We start from the raw sequence: 18,137 nt of genomic DNA, 5'->3' as shown, positions 1-18,137 counted from the left end.
TTCTATAGTTCTTTAAGGTCTGTCGCAGGAATCCACCCTATTTTTCCATCCGCAAGTTTAATTTTTTTCCAATCATTTACCGTTTCTGTTACTTTGACTTTTGTTCCTTCGTGAAGTTCAAATACTTCTTCGCTACGTAAATTAGGTTCACTTTTTATAGTAGTTTCCTGAGCAAAAATAATGGCATATTGATTATTCTCTATAAAGTTATACTGCTTAAATGCAAAGAAAATTCCAAACAAACCAATAATTAATGAAATCCAAGATCCAAGAAAAAATAATCGTTTCTTAGAAGATATTCTGGCTGAATAGTACAATATAAATAATACAACAAAGAGAACAATACAAAACACAGAAATCCAAGCCCATATATCAAAACTAAACATATTGGTAAAACTATTAATAGTCCTAGAAATTACTCCTTCTGGTATTACATCGATAGCATCAATGGTGGCATTATTAGCAAATGCAAGATTGTTCGTAATATCCTCATCGTTAGGAGCCAGTTCTAATGCTTTCTCGTAATAATAAATACTCGAGCCTATATTGCTCAACTTGTAATTAGCATTCCCAAGATTATAATATAACTCAGCAGATTCCTGACCTTTATCTAAAATTGATTTATAGGCATCAATAGCCTCCTGATACTGTTCTTGATTATAAAAAGTATTGGCTTTTTCGAATACCTGATCATTTTGAGCTATGCTTATCATACTCATTAGAAAAACAACTATTACTACTAAATTCTTCACTACTTTCAATATTTATAATTGTTTATCAATTGCTGCTATCACTCGGGATGCTTTATCATAATCCTGTTGCATAGCCGTAGTTGATGATGGAGTATATCTGGCAAACTCGCAACTTTCTAACAACGCAATAAATTCTATAGAAGTTGTGTCCTCTACTTCTCTCTCCTTCAGTAGTCGTTGGATACGATCTTTACTCATCTCGCTAGTCTGGATATGCAGTTTTGCTTTTAAATAATTATGCAATGCTCGCTCCATTGCGATATAAAACTCCTTCTGGTTTCCTAAGTTCTTTTTGGCTTCTGACAAGTACTTTCGAGCAAGTTTATCTGCTTTTCTAACTCTATTACCACTCACATCACTTAATCTTTCTTCTCTCTTTTTACCAAAAAACAAGAATAACGGAATTGCCAATAGTGGTGCTGTCAATGCAATCCAATACCCTGTAGATTTAAAGAAATATTCTTTCTCTATTGGTTGCAGATTTGCATTTAGTTTTAAAAACCTAAATTGACTTCCCGTTTGCGTCACTGTTTTTTTAGTAGTTCCCGAAGCTTCAGAATTAGTCACTATACTACCACTATCAGGACCGTTCTTCACATTGATCACAATTTCTTCTGATGTAATTCTCTTATATGTTTCGGTTTTTAGGTCGAAATAGGAAAATGAAATAGGTGGAATTGGATATGTCCCCTTAAATTGTGGTACCAGTGTATATGAATCGGAAATATTTCCAGCCATACCGGCAAGATTTGTCCGCACTCTTTCGTTGTGTTCTGGTTCATATTGTTCTAATCCATTAGGTACATTAAGTTTTGGTAAATCAAAAAGTTTTAGATTTCCATTACCAGAAACTAAAACTTTTGTCTCTAAGGACTCTGTTGCATCTAATTCTGTTCTATTGGGAGTTACTTTAAAATCAAAAGATCCTACCGCTCCAGAAAAATCATCTGGTTTACCTTGTTCCGGAAGAGGTTTTACGTTGATTGTTCTTGTACCCGCAGCTACCGTTTTATTTACTGTGGAGTATAATTTTCCTCCAAAAATATCACGACGATTCGTGGGAACATCTACAGCAATAGACAATGTAAGAGGTTCAATCTCCAACTTTCCTGTTTTTTGAGGGTATAACACAGTCTTACCGCAAACAACAAAATTATAAGGTTCTCCTTTAAACTCTCCTCTTTCTACTTTTAGCTGACCAATTTTAATGGCTTGACTCCAAAAATCACTGTATTTTGGGTTATCTATCTCTCTTAAATTACTAATCTGTATTCTCGGACTAACATACAGCTTATATATTACTGTAATAGCTTCATTAAGGTATGGATTCGATTTAGAAACTTCGGCTATTAAATGCAAATTCTCACTAGCCACGTAATCTGCGTTATTACCGTCTTTCGGCTTTTGTACAGCCGCGGTTACTTGAACTTTTACTGGTAATGTCTTATATGTTTGCCCATCAATTTCTATGGTTGCCTGTCCAATCGTAAAATTTCCTCTCTTAGTAGGGGAAAGAAAATAACTAAACGTCTTAGCATATGATCTTTTACCATTAATCCACGAATTACTTATAGATTGGTTAGGTCCTCCAACAACGGTAAATCCATTAAAACTAGGTTGTGTAAAGTTATCGCCGTCTTGATTCATCTCAAAATCAACACGTAATCTTTCATTAATACCCAGCTTTTTCTTACTCACCTTAGCTTCAAACTTAACTTGAGCCACACTCATCTGAGTTATTGCTAAAAATAGTGTTAGAAAAATTAACTTTAGTTTCATCTGTTCTTTATTACCAGTCCTTCTCGGTTTTAGTTTTTGCTCCTTTTGCTTTTTTAGCATTTATCTTATCCTGCACCTTCTTTTCTTCATTATTCATGGCTTCTAATAAACTTTTCACTTGCTGAGGAGATAACTGTCCCTGAACTTGCTGAGGCTGTTTCTTTTGTTCTTCAGGTTTTCCATCTCCTTCTTTTTTATCTTCCTTTTTATCTTTTCCTTCATCTTTTGGATCTCCTTTCTCATCTTTTTCGTCTTCTCCTTTTTGATCCTTTTTATCCTCTCCTTCATCTCCTTTTTTCTCCTTATCGTCTTCTCCTTCTTTTTTATCTTCTTTATTATCGCCTTCCTGATCCTTATTCTCGTTGTTTTTATCTTTGTTTTCGTCCTTATTATCTTTATCGCCTCCTTTATCTTCGTTTTTTTGTTTTTCTAATAACTGTTTTGCTAATGCCAAATTGTACCGAGTCTCATCATCCTTAGAATTATTACGTAAAGCGTTTTTATAGGCTTCTACAGCTTCTTTATACTTTTTTTGCTCCATATAGGTATTCCCTTGATTATGGAATGCTTTATGCTTTTCGGCTTTTGATTCAGCAATTTTTACAGCTTCTGTATAACGCTGTGTAGCCTCATCATATTTTTCGGTATTGTAATAGGCATTAGCTAAATTATATTTTGCCTTAGTATCTACCGGATTCTTAGAAATTGCCTTTCTATACTCTCCTTCAGCCTTTGGGAAATTACCATCTTTAACCAGTACTTCATTACCAGTTGCTACAAATCGGTTTGCTTCGGCTACAATTTCCGCTCTATCCTCTTCTTCCTGCGAAAAACCTATTCCGAATTGGAAACACAACAATATGATTAGTAAATCCTTCATAACGTCTTTATTTTTTACACTTCGACAACACTTCTACAAGCTCAGTGTGACCAAATTCTATTATTTATAACCTATTGTTCATTAAACAAGTTTAGTTTTTTAACCCAAGATGTTTTTCTTTCTAATAAGAAAACATCTAAAAACAACAATAACAAACCAGCTCCCAAAAACCACTGAAACTGATCTTTGAAATCTGCAAATTGCTTAGCTTCGAATTCTTTCTTATCCATACCTTGCAATAACTCTGTAACATTTTCTACTACAGCACTTGTACTTGTACCATCAATGTATGTGCCATTTGCTTGATTTGCAATTTCCTGTAAAATTGTCGTATTCAGTTTCGTAATAACAGTTTCGCCCTGACTATTTTTCTTATAATTCTGTACAATTCCATTACGCTTAATCGGGATTGGACCTCCTTTTGTGGTCCCAACGCCAATGGTAAATATTTTAATTCCTTCTTTAGCTGCATCTTCGGCCATGGATTCTACATTTCCTTCATGATCTTCTCCATCACTTATAATAAACATCACTCGGTTGGTTTGCTCTTCATCATCATAATATGTTTTTGCTAATTCTATAGCTTCATTGATTGCTGTACCCTGAGAGGAAAGCATATCTGTATTCATTGATTGCAAAAACATTTTAGCAGAGCCATAATCTGTAGTAATTGGTAACTGTGGGAATGCACTAGCGGCATATGCAATGATACCGACACGATCACTTGCCAAATTATTAATGATTTGAGTTACCAATTGTTTAGATTTCTCTAGCCGATTGGGCGCAATATCCTCTGCCAACATACTTTTAGATACGTCAATGGCAAATACAACATCTACACCTTCTCGTTTTACAGTTTCTAATTTAGTACCAACCTTGGGATTCACCAAAGCCACAATAAAACATGCCAGAGCCAAACTAATAATGACCACTTTAAGCACTGACTTAAAAACCGACTGGTTTGGGCTTAATTTTTTTAACAGTTCCTTATCGGCAAATTTTTTCTGAGTCGTTTTTTTCCAAATTAAAACACCTAGAAATAGTAGGATCAATATAGGTATCACCAATAACAACCAAAAATATATTTTTTCTTCTAGTAAGTACATTTTTTTATTCTTAGTCTACAGTTTACTACTGTAATTTAAAATACACTCCGACTGCAATTTGACAACACTTCGGCAAGCTCAGTGTGACATCTTAGTATGACAGTTAAGTGTGACATTAGTTTAATTTTTTATTTTTAATGCTAGAGCATCTATTTTCTCTTTTACTTCTAAAGAAAGTTCTTTATTCTCAACCCAAGCATGAATATCGCCCAAATAGTCCATTCCTAAATACGCTGCACTTCGAGAAAAAGGAAGATTAAACTCATCAACTCTATCATTATCGTTACTACAACTTATCATTGCCATCTCTTTTCCTCTTAGCATCCTTCCAAAATCTTTCTCTTTATACAAATAATCAGAAATTCTGTCTAAAAACACTTTCATAATTCCACTCATTGTGTACCAATATACTGGTGTGGCTAAAACTATCGTTTGATAATTCTGTACAATATTCTTGAAAATTACTTCAAAATCATCTTCATTTTTGAATTCATAATCAAAGTAGTTTATTTTTCTTTGATTTAGATCTACTACATCAAAACCCGTCATATTCTTTAAGTAAGAGACTACAGTATTTGTATCCCCGTCACTTCTGGAACTTCCTTGGATTATGATTCCTTTTTTCAAATCTTCTTTTTACTTTATATCTACTTTCTTATTTTATGGATTCCAGCCTACGCTGGAATGACAAAAATCATTAAATAAAACTTCTAAATACAGTGAATCTCAATAGAAACTCAATCAATAATAACAAACCTGCCAACAATACTAATGGTCTGAATTTTTCTTCATAGTTATAGAACTTAAATTCCTCCACATCGGTTTTTTCCAGTTTATCTATTTCTTCGTATATCTGTTCTAATTTTTTATTATTAGTCGCTCTAAAATATTTTCCTTTGGTAACCTTGGCAATTTCTTTTAGAAGTTCTTCATCGATCTCTACTTTTACATTTCCGTATTGAAATGATCCATTGGGCCTTATAGCAACAGGAGCTAATGCCATACCATTGGTTCCTATACCAATCGTATATGTTTTGATACCATATTCTATAGCTAATTCTGATGCAATTTTAGGATCTATAAAACCTGCATTATTGGAACCATCAGTTAATAGAATAATCACTTTACTTTTTGCTTTACTGTCTTTTAATCTGTTAACAGAAGTTGCAAGTCCCATACCAATTGCAGTTCCGTTTTCTAACAGGTTATTATATTCAATTTCTTTCATTGCACTGAGTACAATGGCCTTATCACTTGTTATTGGTGTTTTGGTGAAACTTTCTGCAGCATACATAACTAAACCAATCCTGTCATTGGGCCTTCCTTGGATAAACTCTGCAGCTACATCTTTTAAAGCCTCTAATCGATTAGGTCTTAAATCTCTGGCCAGCATACTGGCAGATACATCAATCGCCATGACAATGTCAATTCCTCTGGTTGTTTTCGTTTTAGTTGAAATATCTACCGTTCTGGGTCGAGCCATAGCCGTAATAATGAGTGCTAAAGCAATTAACCTTACTAAAAGTAATAATGGCTTAAGCTTAGCTAACCAACTCCCAGAAACTTTAAATCCTTTGATACTAGAAATTTTAAGTTCCGCCTGCTGTTTATTTCGTTTCCAGATATAATAAGCAATGGCCAATGGTAGTATTAAAAACAACCAAAAAAACTGTGGATTCTCAAATGTGAAATTTTCAAACATAGTTATTTGGCATTTTTAAGTTCTACTGAGTTAATAATGCGCTGAGCAATATCTTTAGCATATCGATCTTCTTTATCATACACCACCATAATTTGCTGAAAACCTCCACTTTCTCCAAAATTAAGCATCAAATAATCACTTTTTTGTTCCTTCTTGGTTACTGTATTTGTTACTTCTAGGCTTCCGAAGACTTTTATCCCCTTAGCCCCTGCTAATGTTTCGTATTCTTCATCTTTAACCGTAATATTCTTAGCTCCCTGAGATTCAAAATTACCTACAACACCTTCTACTACTTTATTAAGATCTACCTCTGTTTTTTGATTATACTGTATTGTAGAGAGAGTGATATAAAAGTTCCCGATCAGACTTCCATAAACAAACGTCTCGTTTCCTTTAAGAATTTGTTTTTGCTCTTCGGTAAGTTGAAAATTATTTCTAATCAATACTTTGGGAGTAGAAATAGTAACTGGCGGAGAACCATAAGCACTGCTAATCCATTCTGTTTCGGCTAACTCCTTAGTTGGGTGCCCTAGAATCGAATCCTTTACAACATCATAACCTTTAACAATAATAAAAACTGTTAATGTAATTGCTATTACGCCAATACCTGCTAAACTTCCAAATATTATCTTTCTTCTTAATTTTTTCTCTGCTACTGTTTTTCGATATTCTTCATCTGCTAATAACTCTTCTTCTGTTGGTTCCGGAATTGCATTCTTAGTCTCGTTGATCACACGCTCAATAACATTTCTATCCGCCTTTGCAGTACCAATATCCGGTTTAGATTTAGCAAACTTAGCCATGTCTGCTGTTTTTAGTACAGACTTAAGCTCTTCAATCGTATGTTTATCAAGATTTAAAGCTCCCGTTTTTATTTCCTCATCAAGACGAGCAATCAATTCGTCTGTCGTACTCTCCATTGCATGATCATATACTTCTTCATCAATATATTTACGAGCGGTATCACTTAATTGCGAATAATACTCTTTATGGGAATCTTGTTCTAATAAATGTGATGCATCTATTCGCTGAAGTGCTAAAATCGCTCTTTCGTAAGGTGGTAATTCATTTTCTTTAGCTTCTTTTCGTTTTTTCCTTCTTAAAAGCAAGAAAGCGATCAATCCGATTAGTAATATTGGGATTATTATCCACCAAATATATTTTCTCCAATTAAAAAAAGAAGCATCTACATCTACCAATGGCTTGATCTCATACATCTTTTGTTTCGTAGTATCCACCAGCACATCTCGTACTTCTACTATTAGAGAATCAGTTAAAAAAACCTGATCACCAATCATTACTTTTTGTCTTGGAATTGTGTAAGATCCTGAATCAAATTGCGTTAATGCATACTCCTTAATTAAATTGAATCGATTACCGCTCTTAGTAGTATCGGTTTTATAGGATTCTATTACTTCAAGTGGTGAAAATGTCTGCCCTTCTGGAAAAATCACTATTTGAGTAGAATCTGCCTCTACTTGCATTTTATATCTAATTTCTTCTCCAATCTGAATAGAGGTAGAATCAATACCTGCATAAACCTGAGCAGAAATATTTCCAGATAAAACTAGTAAGAAACATATAATTAACATCCCCTTAACCCCCTTCAAAGGGGGAACAAAGTGTCTTTTGTTTATAATTGGTAATTTGTAATTCTTCATTCTTAATGGTCGCCTATCCTCTTCGTTTAAAATATCCTAACAACTTTTTCACATAACTTTCGTCCACACGACTGCTCAACGATCCCGCGCCACTTCTGGTAAAACTATCTCTAAAATAATCTATGCGTTCCCGATAGTATTTAGCATAGTTCACTCTCATTTTCTTGGAGCCTGTATTTACCAATAGTAATTCTCCTGTTTCTTCATCTTCCATTTGTACCATTCCTAAATTCGGAATTTCTTCTTCCCGTCGATCATACACTCTAATACCGGTAACATCGTGTTTTCCGCCCACAATCTTAAGGGTTTGCTGATAATCATCAGTAATGAAATCAGAGAGTATAAAAACTATCGCTTTTTTCTTCATTACGTTAGATAAAAACTTTAGTGCTTCCGTAATATTGGTTTTTTTACTCTTCGGTTTATGCTCTAACAGTTCCCTTATGATTCTAAGCACGTGGGATCTTCCTTTCTTTGGTGGAATGAAAAGTTCAATCTCATCTGTAAACAAGATCAATCCAATTTTATCATTATTCTGAGTAGCTGAAAAAGCTAAAGTTGCGGCAATCTCTGTTATAATTTCTTTTTTGAACTGTTGTTTAGTTCCAAACAATTGTGATCCAGAAACGTCTACCATCAACATCATTGTCAATTCACGTTCCTCTTCAAAAATTTTGATATAAGGTTCGTTATAACGAGCGGTTACATTCCAATCTATACTACGAACATCATCCCCAAATTGATATTGGCGCACTTCACTAAAGGTCATCCCACGCCCTTTGAAGGTAGAGTGATATTCCCCTCCAAATATATGGTCACTCAAGCGCCTGGTCTTGATCTCAATTTTTCGAACTTTTTTTAGTAACTCTTTGGTATCCATAAGCCCCCTAACCCCCAAAGGGGGAACTATTATATGTTATCGTTTTATTTTCTTTTTCTCTCATAATGTAATTAAAACCAACTATTATGACTTCACCCATTTTAAAATTCCCCCTTTGGGGTTAGGGGGCTTTCTATGGTACTTCAATCTCGTTTACAATCTTATTAATTATATCTTCAGAAGTTACATTTTCAGCCTCGGCCTCATATGTAATGCCAATACGATGACGCAATACATCATGTACTACAGCACGAACATCTTCTGGAATAACATATCCTCTTCTTTTTATAAAAGCAAAACATTTAGCAGCGGTAGCCATGTTAATACTTCCTCTTGGGGAAGCGCCAAAATTAATTAATGGTTTTAATTCTTCTAGACCGTATTTCTCAGGAAAACGAGTGGCAAAAATGATATCAAGAATATATTTTTCAATCTTTTCGTCCATATATACTTCCCTTACTGCCTTCTGAGCATTAAGAATCTGTTCCACAGAAACTACTGGGTTTACCTTTTCAAAAGATCCTTTTAGATTTGCACGAACGATTAGTTGTTCTTCTTCTAATTTAGGATAATCGATCACTGTTTTTAGCATAAAACGGTCTACCTGAGCTTCTGGTAAAGGATATGTTCCTTCTTGCTCTACAGGATTCTGAGTTGCCATTACTAAAAACGGTTTATCTAAAATAAAAGTTTCATCACCAATGGTTACTTGCTTTTCCTGCATTGCTTCTAACAATGCACTCTGTACCTTTGCCGGAGCACGGTTGATCTCATCAGCAAGTACAAAATTAGCAAAAATAGGTCCTTTCTTGATTGAGAAGTCATTCTCTTTCATATTAAAGATCAAGGTCCCCGTTACATCTGCAGGCAATAAATCCGGTGTGAACTGGATACGACTAAAACTACCGTGAACAGCTTTTGAAAGCGTGTTTATAGCCAAAGTTTTTGCAAGTCCGGGAACACCTTCAAGCAAAATATGTCCTTGTCCAAGCAGTCCAATTAGTAACCGTTCAACCATATGTTTCTGGCCTACGATTACTTTATTAATTTCTAAAGTAAGTAAATCTACAAATGCAGATTCTCTCTGTATTTTCTCATTGATTGAAGCAATATCAATAGAACTATTTTCTTCCATCTATTCTTTTTTTTAAAGCCGTGAATTTACCATTCATGTTTCAGCATTGCAAATTGTTAAAATATTTTTCTTTTTGTTGTTAATTATAGGTTAAATGTATCCTCTTAAAATACGCTTACGCCCAAATTTTACAGTATATTTAGATCTTTTACTGATAAAAACGGACGTAACAATTTTCATCGGCTTTCGCGATGATGTTTCTAAAGGACGAAAGCTTTTTTAAAGTGTTGCAAAAATGTACATTTAAATTAGAAAACTATCATTTTTCTCCTATGTTATCACAGGAATCTTCTTTTTGGTGGCTTTTGAAACTTTCAAAAATGAAGAATATGAATCCATGTTAGTTTGTGAAACCATAGGATTAGCATTTATTTTAGTAAAAATTTTCAAAAGGAAAAAAATTATTTGATTTTATGAAAACAGCATTAATTACCGGAGCAACTAGCGGAATTGGAAAATCTACTGCTTATGAATTTGCTAAACACGGTATAAACCTAATACTCTGCGGAAGAAGACAAGAGCGTCTTGAAGAATTACAAACTGAATTGTCTGAAACGGTAAAAGTACATACACTCTGTTTTGATGTACGTGATAAAGAACGTGTTTTTAAAAGTATCGGTGAACTTCCACAAGAATTTAGTTCTATCGACATATTGGTTAATAATGCTGGCAATGCTCACGGCCTTGACCCTATTCAAACCGGAAACCTAGATGACTGGGATGCCATGCTTGATATTAATGTAAAAGGATTGTTGTATGTTTCTAAAGCAGTAATCCCAAAAATGATTTCACAAAAATCAGGTCATATTATCAACATCGGTTCTATCGCAGGCAAAGAAGTTTACCCTAACGGAAATGTGTATTGCGCCAGTAAGCATGCTGTGGATGCAATTAATAAGGCAATGCAAATTGATCTTAATAAATATGGAATACGCGTTGGGGCAATCCATCCGGGATTAGTAGAAACAGAATTCAGTAATGTAAGATTCAAAGGTGATGATAAAAGAGCTGATACTGTTTATAATGGTTTTGATCCGTTACAATCAGAAGATATTGCGGATATTATAGCTTTTGTAGTCACTAGACCTTATCACGTAAATATTGCAGATCTAGTAGTTTTCCCAACGGCACAAGCCAACAGCACCATTGTAAATAAAAGTTTATAATTTCTTTTCCAAAAAAAAAATCCAAAAGTGTCATATTTTCAAAAATCTTGTAACTAAGTTAATAGACACCATACTAAAATGGAAAAAGAACTTGAAAAAACCTTCCTTGAAGGGTTAGAGCAAAATAAACATAGATTATTCCGAATTTGCTCTGCATATTCAATCGATCATGAAAGTTCGAAAGATCTTTTTCAAGAAGCAATAATAAATATTTGGCAATCAATTCATTCTTTTAAATCGCAATCCACCATAAGCACCTGGATGTTTAGAATTACTCTAAATGTTTGTCTTAGAATTCAATACTCGCAGAAAAAAAGAAAAAGAATGTTTAAAAATATGGATAGCATTTTAATTGAAAAATTACCTGTTACTTCTGAAAACGAAGAGTCTAATAAGAAGTTGGTTCATCTTCGTCATTGTATTTCTCAATTAAAGGAACCTAACAAATCTATTATTACACTTTGCCTGGAAGAATTATCATATAAACAGATCTCAGAGATCACAGGATTAACAGAAAATCATATTGCCGTAAAAGTGAAACGAATCAGAAGCAAGTTGTTCATCTGTATAAATCAAAAGTAATGATAGAAGAAGAATTAATAAGAATATGGAAATCTTCTAGTAAAGAAGAACAAATCAAATTTGAAAAATCTAAGCTTATAATAGATTTACAAGCAAACATAGATAGGTTCAATAAGAAAATAAAATATAGAGATTTAAGAGAAACAATACCTGCAATAATAATGATTCCCGTTTTTGGGCATCTCGCATATAATATTCCATTTGTTATATCAAAAATCGGAGCTATTATCATACTTCTTTGGTGTATTTATGTAATCATTAGAATCAGAAGTCTAAAAAAACACAAACCAGTGCCTACAACAACATCATATTTGAATTATTTGCTGGAAACAAAGAAATATTTAGCGATTCAGAAAAAATTATTAGATGATGTCTTATATTGGTGTGTTATACCTTCTTTTATAGGAGTATTTGTTTTTTTCATAGGAATCAATCCCGACCCATTAGCACTAATTGGACCATTCATACTTTTAAGTCTTATAGGAGTTGTTATTTATCTCCTAAATAAGCATGCTTCAAAAGTGGAATTTGTTCCACGATTAGAAAGAATAGATAAAGCATTAAAGGATCTAGAAGAATATGAAGACACCTGATATTGTAAGTCTTTTTATTTTTCTAGAAAAATGGAAATACATTTAAACTGCTTGAAACAATTAATAATTGTTTATAATTTCTTTATTACTAACACCTTGCATACCCAATAAAAATTCCTAAGTTTATATGGGAAAAGAATGTATTGCTATTTGTAAGAGGAATGATTAATAAACGGCTTTTAATAAAAAATCTTTTAGCGCATAATGACGAGAATAGTTTTTATGATAAGAAACGTAAACTCAATATTGGCGAAAAAGAAGGAAAAGCTAAATTCCTAAAACATATTTGCGCACTTTCTAATTCTAATCCAAAAAACAATTCTTATATCGTTATTGGAGTTGAAGATGAAGATAATCAGATTATTGGTGTGGACTTTTTTGATGATAGTAAAATTCAAAACCTAGTGAATGCCTATCTTTCTAACCCTCCCATAGTAGCTTATGAAAATATTCCATTTCCACATTTACCTAGTGATAAAGTAGTCGGATTAGTTTCAATTCGTTCTCAGGAAGGTAAATTATGTTCTATGCGTAAAAATATCTGGAAATATTATGGAGGCACAGTCTTTTTTAGAGATGGTAGCATCAGTATGCCAAAAGTGTTTGATATTGAAATCAAAGATGTAAATTCTGAAATCGTAGAATCTATAGAAAGTCACGCGCAAAACAATATCGAATTGACCTTGGATGGTGTTTTTGATTTTATGAACTCTAGAAAAGATTATAATCCAAATTACAAAGTTTTTAAAGAATATTTTGTGGTCTGTTGGTCCGCAAAAGAGAAGCGTATAAAGAATGAAACATATTACTCAAGAGTAGATATCGCATTGATCAATGAGCAGGTTAAATTATTCTACTCTCAGTTTGATGAAGTTAGCATTTCCATTACTGATGAAGAATTTAAAATTATAGAATATGTGCAACTGGGCTTACAAGATACCTACGATTATTACCCTTTAGAAGAAGTTACTATCAAGTTTAAAAACAATGTAAGTTACGATATAGAAAGTAAGCTACTGTTTGAACCACCACAATTTGAACGAAAAACTTTATATCATTTATATAACAGCAACAATTCATTGATAGAGAAACTAAAAAAGAAAATGCCGCTAACAAAAAACGAACAAAAAGATCTTTTAAATCTACCTGTAACCTATCTTTTATGTTATTTCAATGATTTTAGCGAGGCAAAAGATAAATTAGAAGAAGCAAAACCGTATCTAAAAAATTATACCGACGAAAAAGTATATGCATTATACAAAGAAAGTATACGAATACTTAGAAAAATACGATACAGCTAATTATAGATTTAAAATTTTTAATAGGTAACGCTTTAGTAAATATGAACAGAACTCTTGTTATTGGAGATATGCATGGAGCCTTAAAGGCTCTAAAACAATTAATAGAAAAAGTACAAATCACAACCGATGATACCTTAATTTTTTTAGGAGATTATGTCGATGGATGGAGTGATAGTGCTTCTCTTGTTTCTTTTTTAATAGCATTACAAAAAACTCATAATTGTATCTTTATTAGAGGTAATCATGACGAGCTATGCTACACTTGGTTAACGGAAAAAAAATACAACCCTGAATGGATAAAACATGGAGGTCAGGCAACCATTGACTCTTACAATAAATTATCAAAACAAGAGATTGATATTCATCTGGGATTTTATGAAAATCTTACTAATTATTACATAGATGATCGCAATCGTCTGTTTCTACATGCTGGTTTCACTAACCTTCACGGACCTCATAGAGAATATTTCAGCAAACTATTTTACTGGGATCGAACATTGTGGGAAACGGCGCTATCAATAGACCCAACACTCACAAAAACAGATCTCAAGTATCCTAAACGACTTTTACTTTTTGATGAAATCTACATTGGCCATACTCCTGTCACCAGAATTAACAAAACCACACCTGTGAACGCTACCTGTATTTGGAACATTGATACAGGAGCAGCATTTAAAGGTCCTCTTACAATGATGAATATAGACACCAAAGAATTCTGGCAAAGCGATCCTGTATATCTTCTATACCCTAATGAAAATGGAAGAAATTAATAACCAAAATCCGTTTACTTTTTAATTTTAAAATCGCTCTTTAGGGCGATTTTTTATGTTTCATGTTTACCTAATCAAAGATTATGACACAAATAGGAAACTATAAAACGTAACAAAATGAAAACCTCAAAAATTTTATTAGTATTTCTACTTATTATACATATTGCTTGTGATACAGATGATGATGATATTGTAATAGATGATGTTTCAGAAACTTCTTTAACCTTTGATCTAAAAACTTCAGAAGATCAAATGGGTGGATTTGCAGAAAACACCATGGTTGTATTTGATGGAAAAGTATGGTCCGTGGGTGGAGATAATGCATATACTGCCGATGACACCTATGGAAACGCTGTTTGGTCAAGCGATAATGGAATAAATTGGGTATCCGTTACAAGTAACCTTTTCGAAGCAAGATATCGTCATACTTTAACTGTATTTAATAATGAAATGTGGTTAATTGGTGGAAAAAACAACTCCGAAAATCTTTTATCCGATATTTGGCGATCCAGCGATGGTCTGACATGGTCAAATGTTACTATGACAGCTCCTTTTGGTAATATGTCCGCTCATACCACCACAGTATTCAATAACAAAATGTATGTCATAGGCCCTTCTTCATCAAGAACCGATATGCTGGTATGGTCTACAACAGATGGTATTAACTGGATAGAAGAAAATCCAAATGCTTTCCCTGTACGAGGCAATCATGAAACTGTAGTTCTTAATAACACCCTGTATGTTATCGGAGGGAGAAATGAAACTAGTCGATTCAATGAAATCTGGTCAAGTACTGATGGTATTAGCTGGTCATTAGTATCTACATCCACTCCTATTTTTACTGCTAGAGATTTATATACCGCAACTGTTTTTAATAACAAAGTATGGGTTATTAATGGCCAGTCAGAAACATCAAGGATTATACAAGATATATGGTATTCTTCTGATATGATTAACTGGACAAGGTATGAGGAAGTTATTCCTTTTGAAAGTTCGCATTCTCATACAAATCTAGTTTATCGTAATGAGCTATGGCTTTTTGGGGGATACGTGGCATCTGGAACTTCTGGAGAAATCTGGACAATTGATGAAGATTAAACATTAATAAATTATTATATATGAGAACTTTATCTATAATTTTAGTAATTCTTGCTTTAGGAAAGCTTACCGCCCAAAACAATTGTAGTCAATTTTATCCTTCAAAAGAAGGAACTACGATCACAATGCATCACTTTAACCATAAAAACAAACTAACTTCTAAAACGAGTTACGAGGTTTTGGATATCAATTCTTCAGGATCTGAATCGAAGATTACGATGAGTATGTATCTAAGTGACGCTAAAAAACAAAAAAAAATTACGGAAGCTCAATTTACAGTAACCTGTGATGGAGGTATTACAACCTTAGATCCAGAATCTATAATTTCTCCTAATTTATTTAATCAATACAAGAATATGGAATATCGTATTGAAGGAAATGGTATTGATATCCCGAATTCATTATCCGTAGGTCAAGAATTACCAGATGGTCAAGTAACTATGTCTGTTGATGCCGGTGTAATGAGCATAGATATGACTGTAGATCTTAAAAAACGAAAAGTAGCATCAACAGAGATCATTACTACTTCCGCAGGGTCATTTAATTGTTATCTCATCACATACATCAATGAAACTAATATGAGTATGGGTATGAAACAAACTTCTTATGTAAAACAATGGATTGCAAAAGATGTTGGTTTGGTACAACAAGAAACCACAAAATCGAATGGGAAATTATTAAGCAGGTCTGTTTTAGCTAGATTACAATAAAAACTATTGTAAACTTATTATTAAAGAGAGCTCATTCAGGTGGTTCTCTTTTAACCCACTTTATACAATAGAAAATCTATTGTATAAAGTGGGTTAAATAATTATATCAATTTTCGATTTCATACCGAAACTACCTCATCATCATCTAATAGTTCTTCTTGTCTCAAGCGTAAAAGAATCTGAGCGACAGCAACAGTATCTTTTTCACAGTAAATAACAATACGATCAATATCATTTTCTTCATAATACACCTGTCTTACCTGACTACCATCAATGTCATCTTTTGGAGAAGGGATTCCTAAAATATTTGTCAAAAGCTTAAGAGAGGTATAGTGTTTATAGTCCCCAAACTTCCATAAATCCAAAGTGTCTAAATGCGGAACCTCCCAAGGTTTTTTACCAAATAAATTTAGTTTAAAAGGCAAACTAATATTGTGAATAATCATTCTTCTGGCGATATACGGAAAATCAAACTCTTTACCATTATGCGCACAAAGCAAATGATGTGGGTGATTAAAGTGCGCTTCTAACAAGTTTTTGAAATCTATAAGCAGTTGCCTCTCATCACCAAAAAAAGAAGTAGTTCTAAAAGACCTTGTCTCTCCTTTAAACGTAAAATATCCAACTGAGATACAGACGATCTTTCCAAATTCTGCCCAGATACCAGCTCGCTCGTAGAATTCTTCTGGAGAGAACTCTTCTTTACGTTGAAATTTAGTTTTATCAGCCCATAGATATTTCATTTCATCCGTTAGGGCATCAAAGCTTTTTTGCTCCGGAACTGTTTCGATGTCTAGAAACAAAATGTGTTCTAAGTTAATTTTATGAAGCATTCTCTAACATTTTATAAGTCTCCTCAATATAAATAAAGAAATCTTCACTAAAAGATCCTTGTGGTCCTCCACGATGATGTCCTAAACGAACAATAATTACATCATCCTGAGGAATACTAATTACATATTGCCCTAAAATACCTCGCATTACAAATATCTCCTTATCAAGGTGATCAGATAACCAAAACCCGTAGCCGTACATGTCATCTTTCTCAAAGCGTTTTTGCGTAGCGAGTTTTGTAAACTCTTTTGGCAATATTTGTTTCCCTCCAAACTTCCCATCATTTTTAAACAGCACTCCAAAACGAGCAAAATCTCTAGCATTACTAGCGATACAGCAATACGATTTTTCCATTCCGCTATCTTCACTATCCACTTGCCACAATGCATCTTGTTCCATACCCATAGGTTTCCAGAAACTCTCACTTAGATATTCTGATAAACTTTTACCAGTTGCTTTTTCAACTACCATGCCCAATAACTGTGTATTACCACTTAAATATCTAAATTCTTTTCCTGGTTCATCCACAATTTCTAATCCATTCATCACCTCTCTTAATTCGGGGTCATAGTAAGCTCTTGCTGTTATTGAAAATGGGCTTGTATAATGTTCTGTCCAATTTAATCCAGATGACATTGATGATAGATCTCCTACAGTTACTTTAGCCGCTATTCCTTCTGAGAATTTAGGTAGAAAATTTCCTATTGGTTGATCTAAGCTTTTGATATATCCATCCATAATGGCTTTTCCTAATAAGGCGGTTGTGATGCTTTTTGCCATAGAAAAAGAGTTGGTTTTAGACTCTACACCATAACCTTCAGCATAGTTCTCATACCAAATACTGTCGTTTTTAATAATCATAAATGCCACGGTTCCCATTTCATCGTTGATATTATTTAACCTTTCGGTAGGTGTAGCTGTATTATAATTAGCATGTAATTTCCAGGGAATCGGTGTACTACCTTTTTCTACAGTATGATTATCAAAATATGTATAATCATCTATATATGCAGTTTTATGTCCTGTCATATATACAACACGTACTCCTTTTAGGATATAGTCATAATCAAAAATGTATAATAAAACCACACAAAGTAGAATAATACCTACGAGGCCTTTAAGAAGTTTTTTGAGAATTTTCATTTGCTTTTTGAAATTTTAAAGCTCTAAGGTATGAAAATAAATTTT

General features: G+C 33.4%; 18 protein-coding genes. 7 read left to right on the top strand and 11 right to left on the bottom strand.

Annotated elements, in window-relative coordinates; translation table 11 throughout:
- Nucleotides 1-2: 2 nt before the first annotated feature.
- The 9 genes from Q0910_RS05080 to Q0910_RS05040 form a co-directional block, all read right to left on the bottom strand.
- A complete protein-coding gene (locus Q0910_RS05080) occupies nucleotides 3-752 on the bottom strand; it encodes a tetratricopeptide repeat protein (protein WP_299213240.1) in 750 nt (249 codons plus the stop codon).
- Nucleotides 753-764: 12 nt separating this feature from the next.
- Nucleotides 765-2,531, bottom strand: coding sequence for a BatD family protein (locus Q0910_RS05075; protein ID WP_299213238.1), 1,767 nt, complete (start codon nucleotides 2,529-2,531; stop codon nucleotides 765-767).
- A 10-nt stretch (nucleotides 2,532-2,541) separates the two neighbouring features.
- Nucleotides 2,542-3,411 carry a tetratricopeptide repeat protein gene (locus Q0910_RS05070; protein WP_299213236.1) on the bottom strand — a complete coding sequence of 290 codons (870 nt, stop codon included), beginning with the start codon at nucleotides 3,409-3,411 and terminating at the stop codon, nucleotides 2,542-2,544.
- 71 nt (nucleotides 3,412-3,482) lie between these two features.
- Entirely contained in the window at nucleotides 3,483-4,517 is a 1,035-nt protein-coding gene (locus tag Q0910_RS05065; protein WP_299213234.1) for a VWA domain-containing protein, read from the bottom strand.
- Nucleotides 4,518-4,637: 120 nt separating this feature from the next.
- Complete coding sequence (locus tag Q0910_RS05060; protein ID WP_299213232.1) at nucleotides 4,638-5,144, bottom strand: NAD(P)H-dependent oxidoreductase; 507 nt, start codon at nucleotides 5,142-5,144, stop codon at nucleotides 4,638-4,640.
- A 70-nt stretch (nucleotides 5,145-5,214) separates the two neighbouring features.
- A complete protein-coding gene (locus tag Q0910_RS05055; RefSeq protein WP_299213230.1) occupies nucleotides 5,215-6,219 on the bottom strand; it encodes a VWA domain-containing protein in 1,005 nt (334 codons plus the stop codon).
- Nucleotides 6,220-6,221: 2 nt separating this feature from the next.
- Complete coding sequence (locus Q0910_RS05050; protein WP_299213228.1) at nucleotides 6,222-7,811, bottom strand: DUF4381 domain-containing protein; 1,590 nt, start codon at nucleotides 7,809-7,811, stop codon at nucleotides 6,222-6,224.
- Between the two features lie 82 nt (nucleotides 7,812-7,893).
- On the bottom strand, nucleotides 7,894-8,760 hold the full coding sequence (locus tag Q0910_RS05045) for a DUF58 domain-containing protein (RefSeq protein ID WP_299213501.1): 867 nt from the start codon (nucleotides 8,758-8,760) through the stop codon (nucleotides 7,894-7,896).
- A 133-nt stretch (nucleotides 8,761-8,893) separates the two neighbouring features.
- Complete coding sequence (locus Q0910_RS05040; RefSeq protein ID WP_299213226.1) at nucleotides 8,894-9,895, bottom strand: MoxR family ATPase; 1,002 nt, start codon at nucleotides 9,893-9,895, stop codon at nucleotides 8,894-8,896.
- A 413-nt stretch (nucleotides 9,896-10,308) separates the two neighbouring features.
- On the opposite strand from Q0910_RS05040, the gene Q0910_RS05035 reads away from it, so the two are divergent.
- The 7 genes from Q0910_RS05035 (at nucleotide 10,309) to Q0910_RS05005 (ending at nucleotide 16,115) form a co-directional block, all read left to right on the top strand.
- Complete coding sequence (locus Q0910_RS05035) at nucleotides 10,309-11,061, top strand: SDR family NAD(P)-dependent oxidoreductase (protein ID WP_299213224.1); 753 nt, start codon at nucleotides 10,309-10,311, stop codon at nucleotides 11,059-11,061.
- A gap of 78 nt (nucleotides 11,062-11,139) precedes the next feature.
- The gene (locus tag Q0910_RS05030) at nucleotides 11,140-11,643 is read left to right on the top strand and encodes an RNA polymerase sigma factor (protein ID WP_299213222.1); all 504 of its coding nucleotides are present in this window, start codon (nucleotides 11,140-11,142) and stop codon (nucleotides 11,641-11,643) included.
- A complete protein-coding gene (locus Q0910_RS05025; RefSeq protein WP_299213220.1) occupies nucleotides 11,643-12,236 on the top strand; it encodes a hypothetical protein in 594 nt (197 codons plus the stop codon). Before Q0910_RS05030 ends, Q0910_RS05025 begins: the two co-directional genes overlap by 1 nt.
- Before the next feature lie 161 nt (nucleotides 12,237-12,397).
- Complete coding sequence (locus Q0910_RS05020; RefSeq protein WP_299213219.1) at nucleotides 12,398-13,537, top strand: ATP-binding protein; 1,140 nt, start codon at nucleotides 12,398-12,400, stop codon at nucleotides 13,535-13,537.
- A gap of 41 nt (nucleotides 13,538-13,578) precedes the next feature.
- On the top strand, nucleotides 13,579-14,307 hold the full coding sequence (locus Q0910_RS05015; protein WP_299213217.1) for a metallophosphoesterase: 729 nt from the start codon (nucleotides 13,579-13,581) through the stop codon (nucleotides 14,305-14,307).
- 117 nt (nucleotides 14,308-14,424) lie between these two features.
- Nucleotides 14,425-15,405, top strand: a complete 981-nt coding sequence (locus tag Q0910_RS05010; protein ID WP_299213215.1) for a kelch repeat-containing protein — start codon at nucleotides 14,425-14,427, stop codon at nucleotides 15,403-15,405.
- Nucleotides 15,406-15,425: 20 nt separating this feature from the next.
- Nucleotides 15,426-16,115 carry a hypothetical protein gene (locus Q0910_RS05005; RefSeq protein WP_299213213.1) on the top strand — a complete coding sequence of 230 codons (690 nt, stop codon included), beginning with the start codon at nucleotides 15,426-15,428 and terminating at the stop codon, nucleotides 16,113-16,115.
- A gap of 119 nt (nucleotides 16,116-16,234) precedes the next feature.
- Here the strand turns inward: Q0910_RS05005 and Q0910_RS05000 are convergent, their stop codons facing one another.
- Nucleotides 16,235-16,948, bottom strand: coding sequence for a 3'-5' exonuclease (locus Q0910_RS05000; protein ID WP_299213211.1), 714 nt, complete (start codon nucleotides 16,946-16,948; stop codon nucleotides 16,235-16,237).
- Nucleotides 16,938-18,092: a serine hydrolase gene (locus Q0910_RS04995; protein ID WP_299213209.1), complete on the bottom strand. Its 1,155-nt coding sequence runs from the start codon at nucleotides 18,090-18,092 to the stop codon at nucleotides 16,938-16,940. The genes Q0910_RS05000 and Q0910_RS04995 overlap by 11 nt, the downstream gene beginning before the upstream one ends.
- Nucleotides 18,093-18,137: the final 45 nt, after the last annotated feature.

Origin of the sequence: uncultured Aquimarina sp., assembly GCF_947495315.1 — a bacterium.
Classification (GTDB): Bacteria; Bacteroidota; Bacteroidia; order Flavobacteriales; family Flavobacteriaceae; genus Aquimarina.
This window is presented reverse-complemented; position numbering and strand designations above follow the sequence as displayed.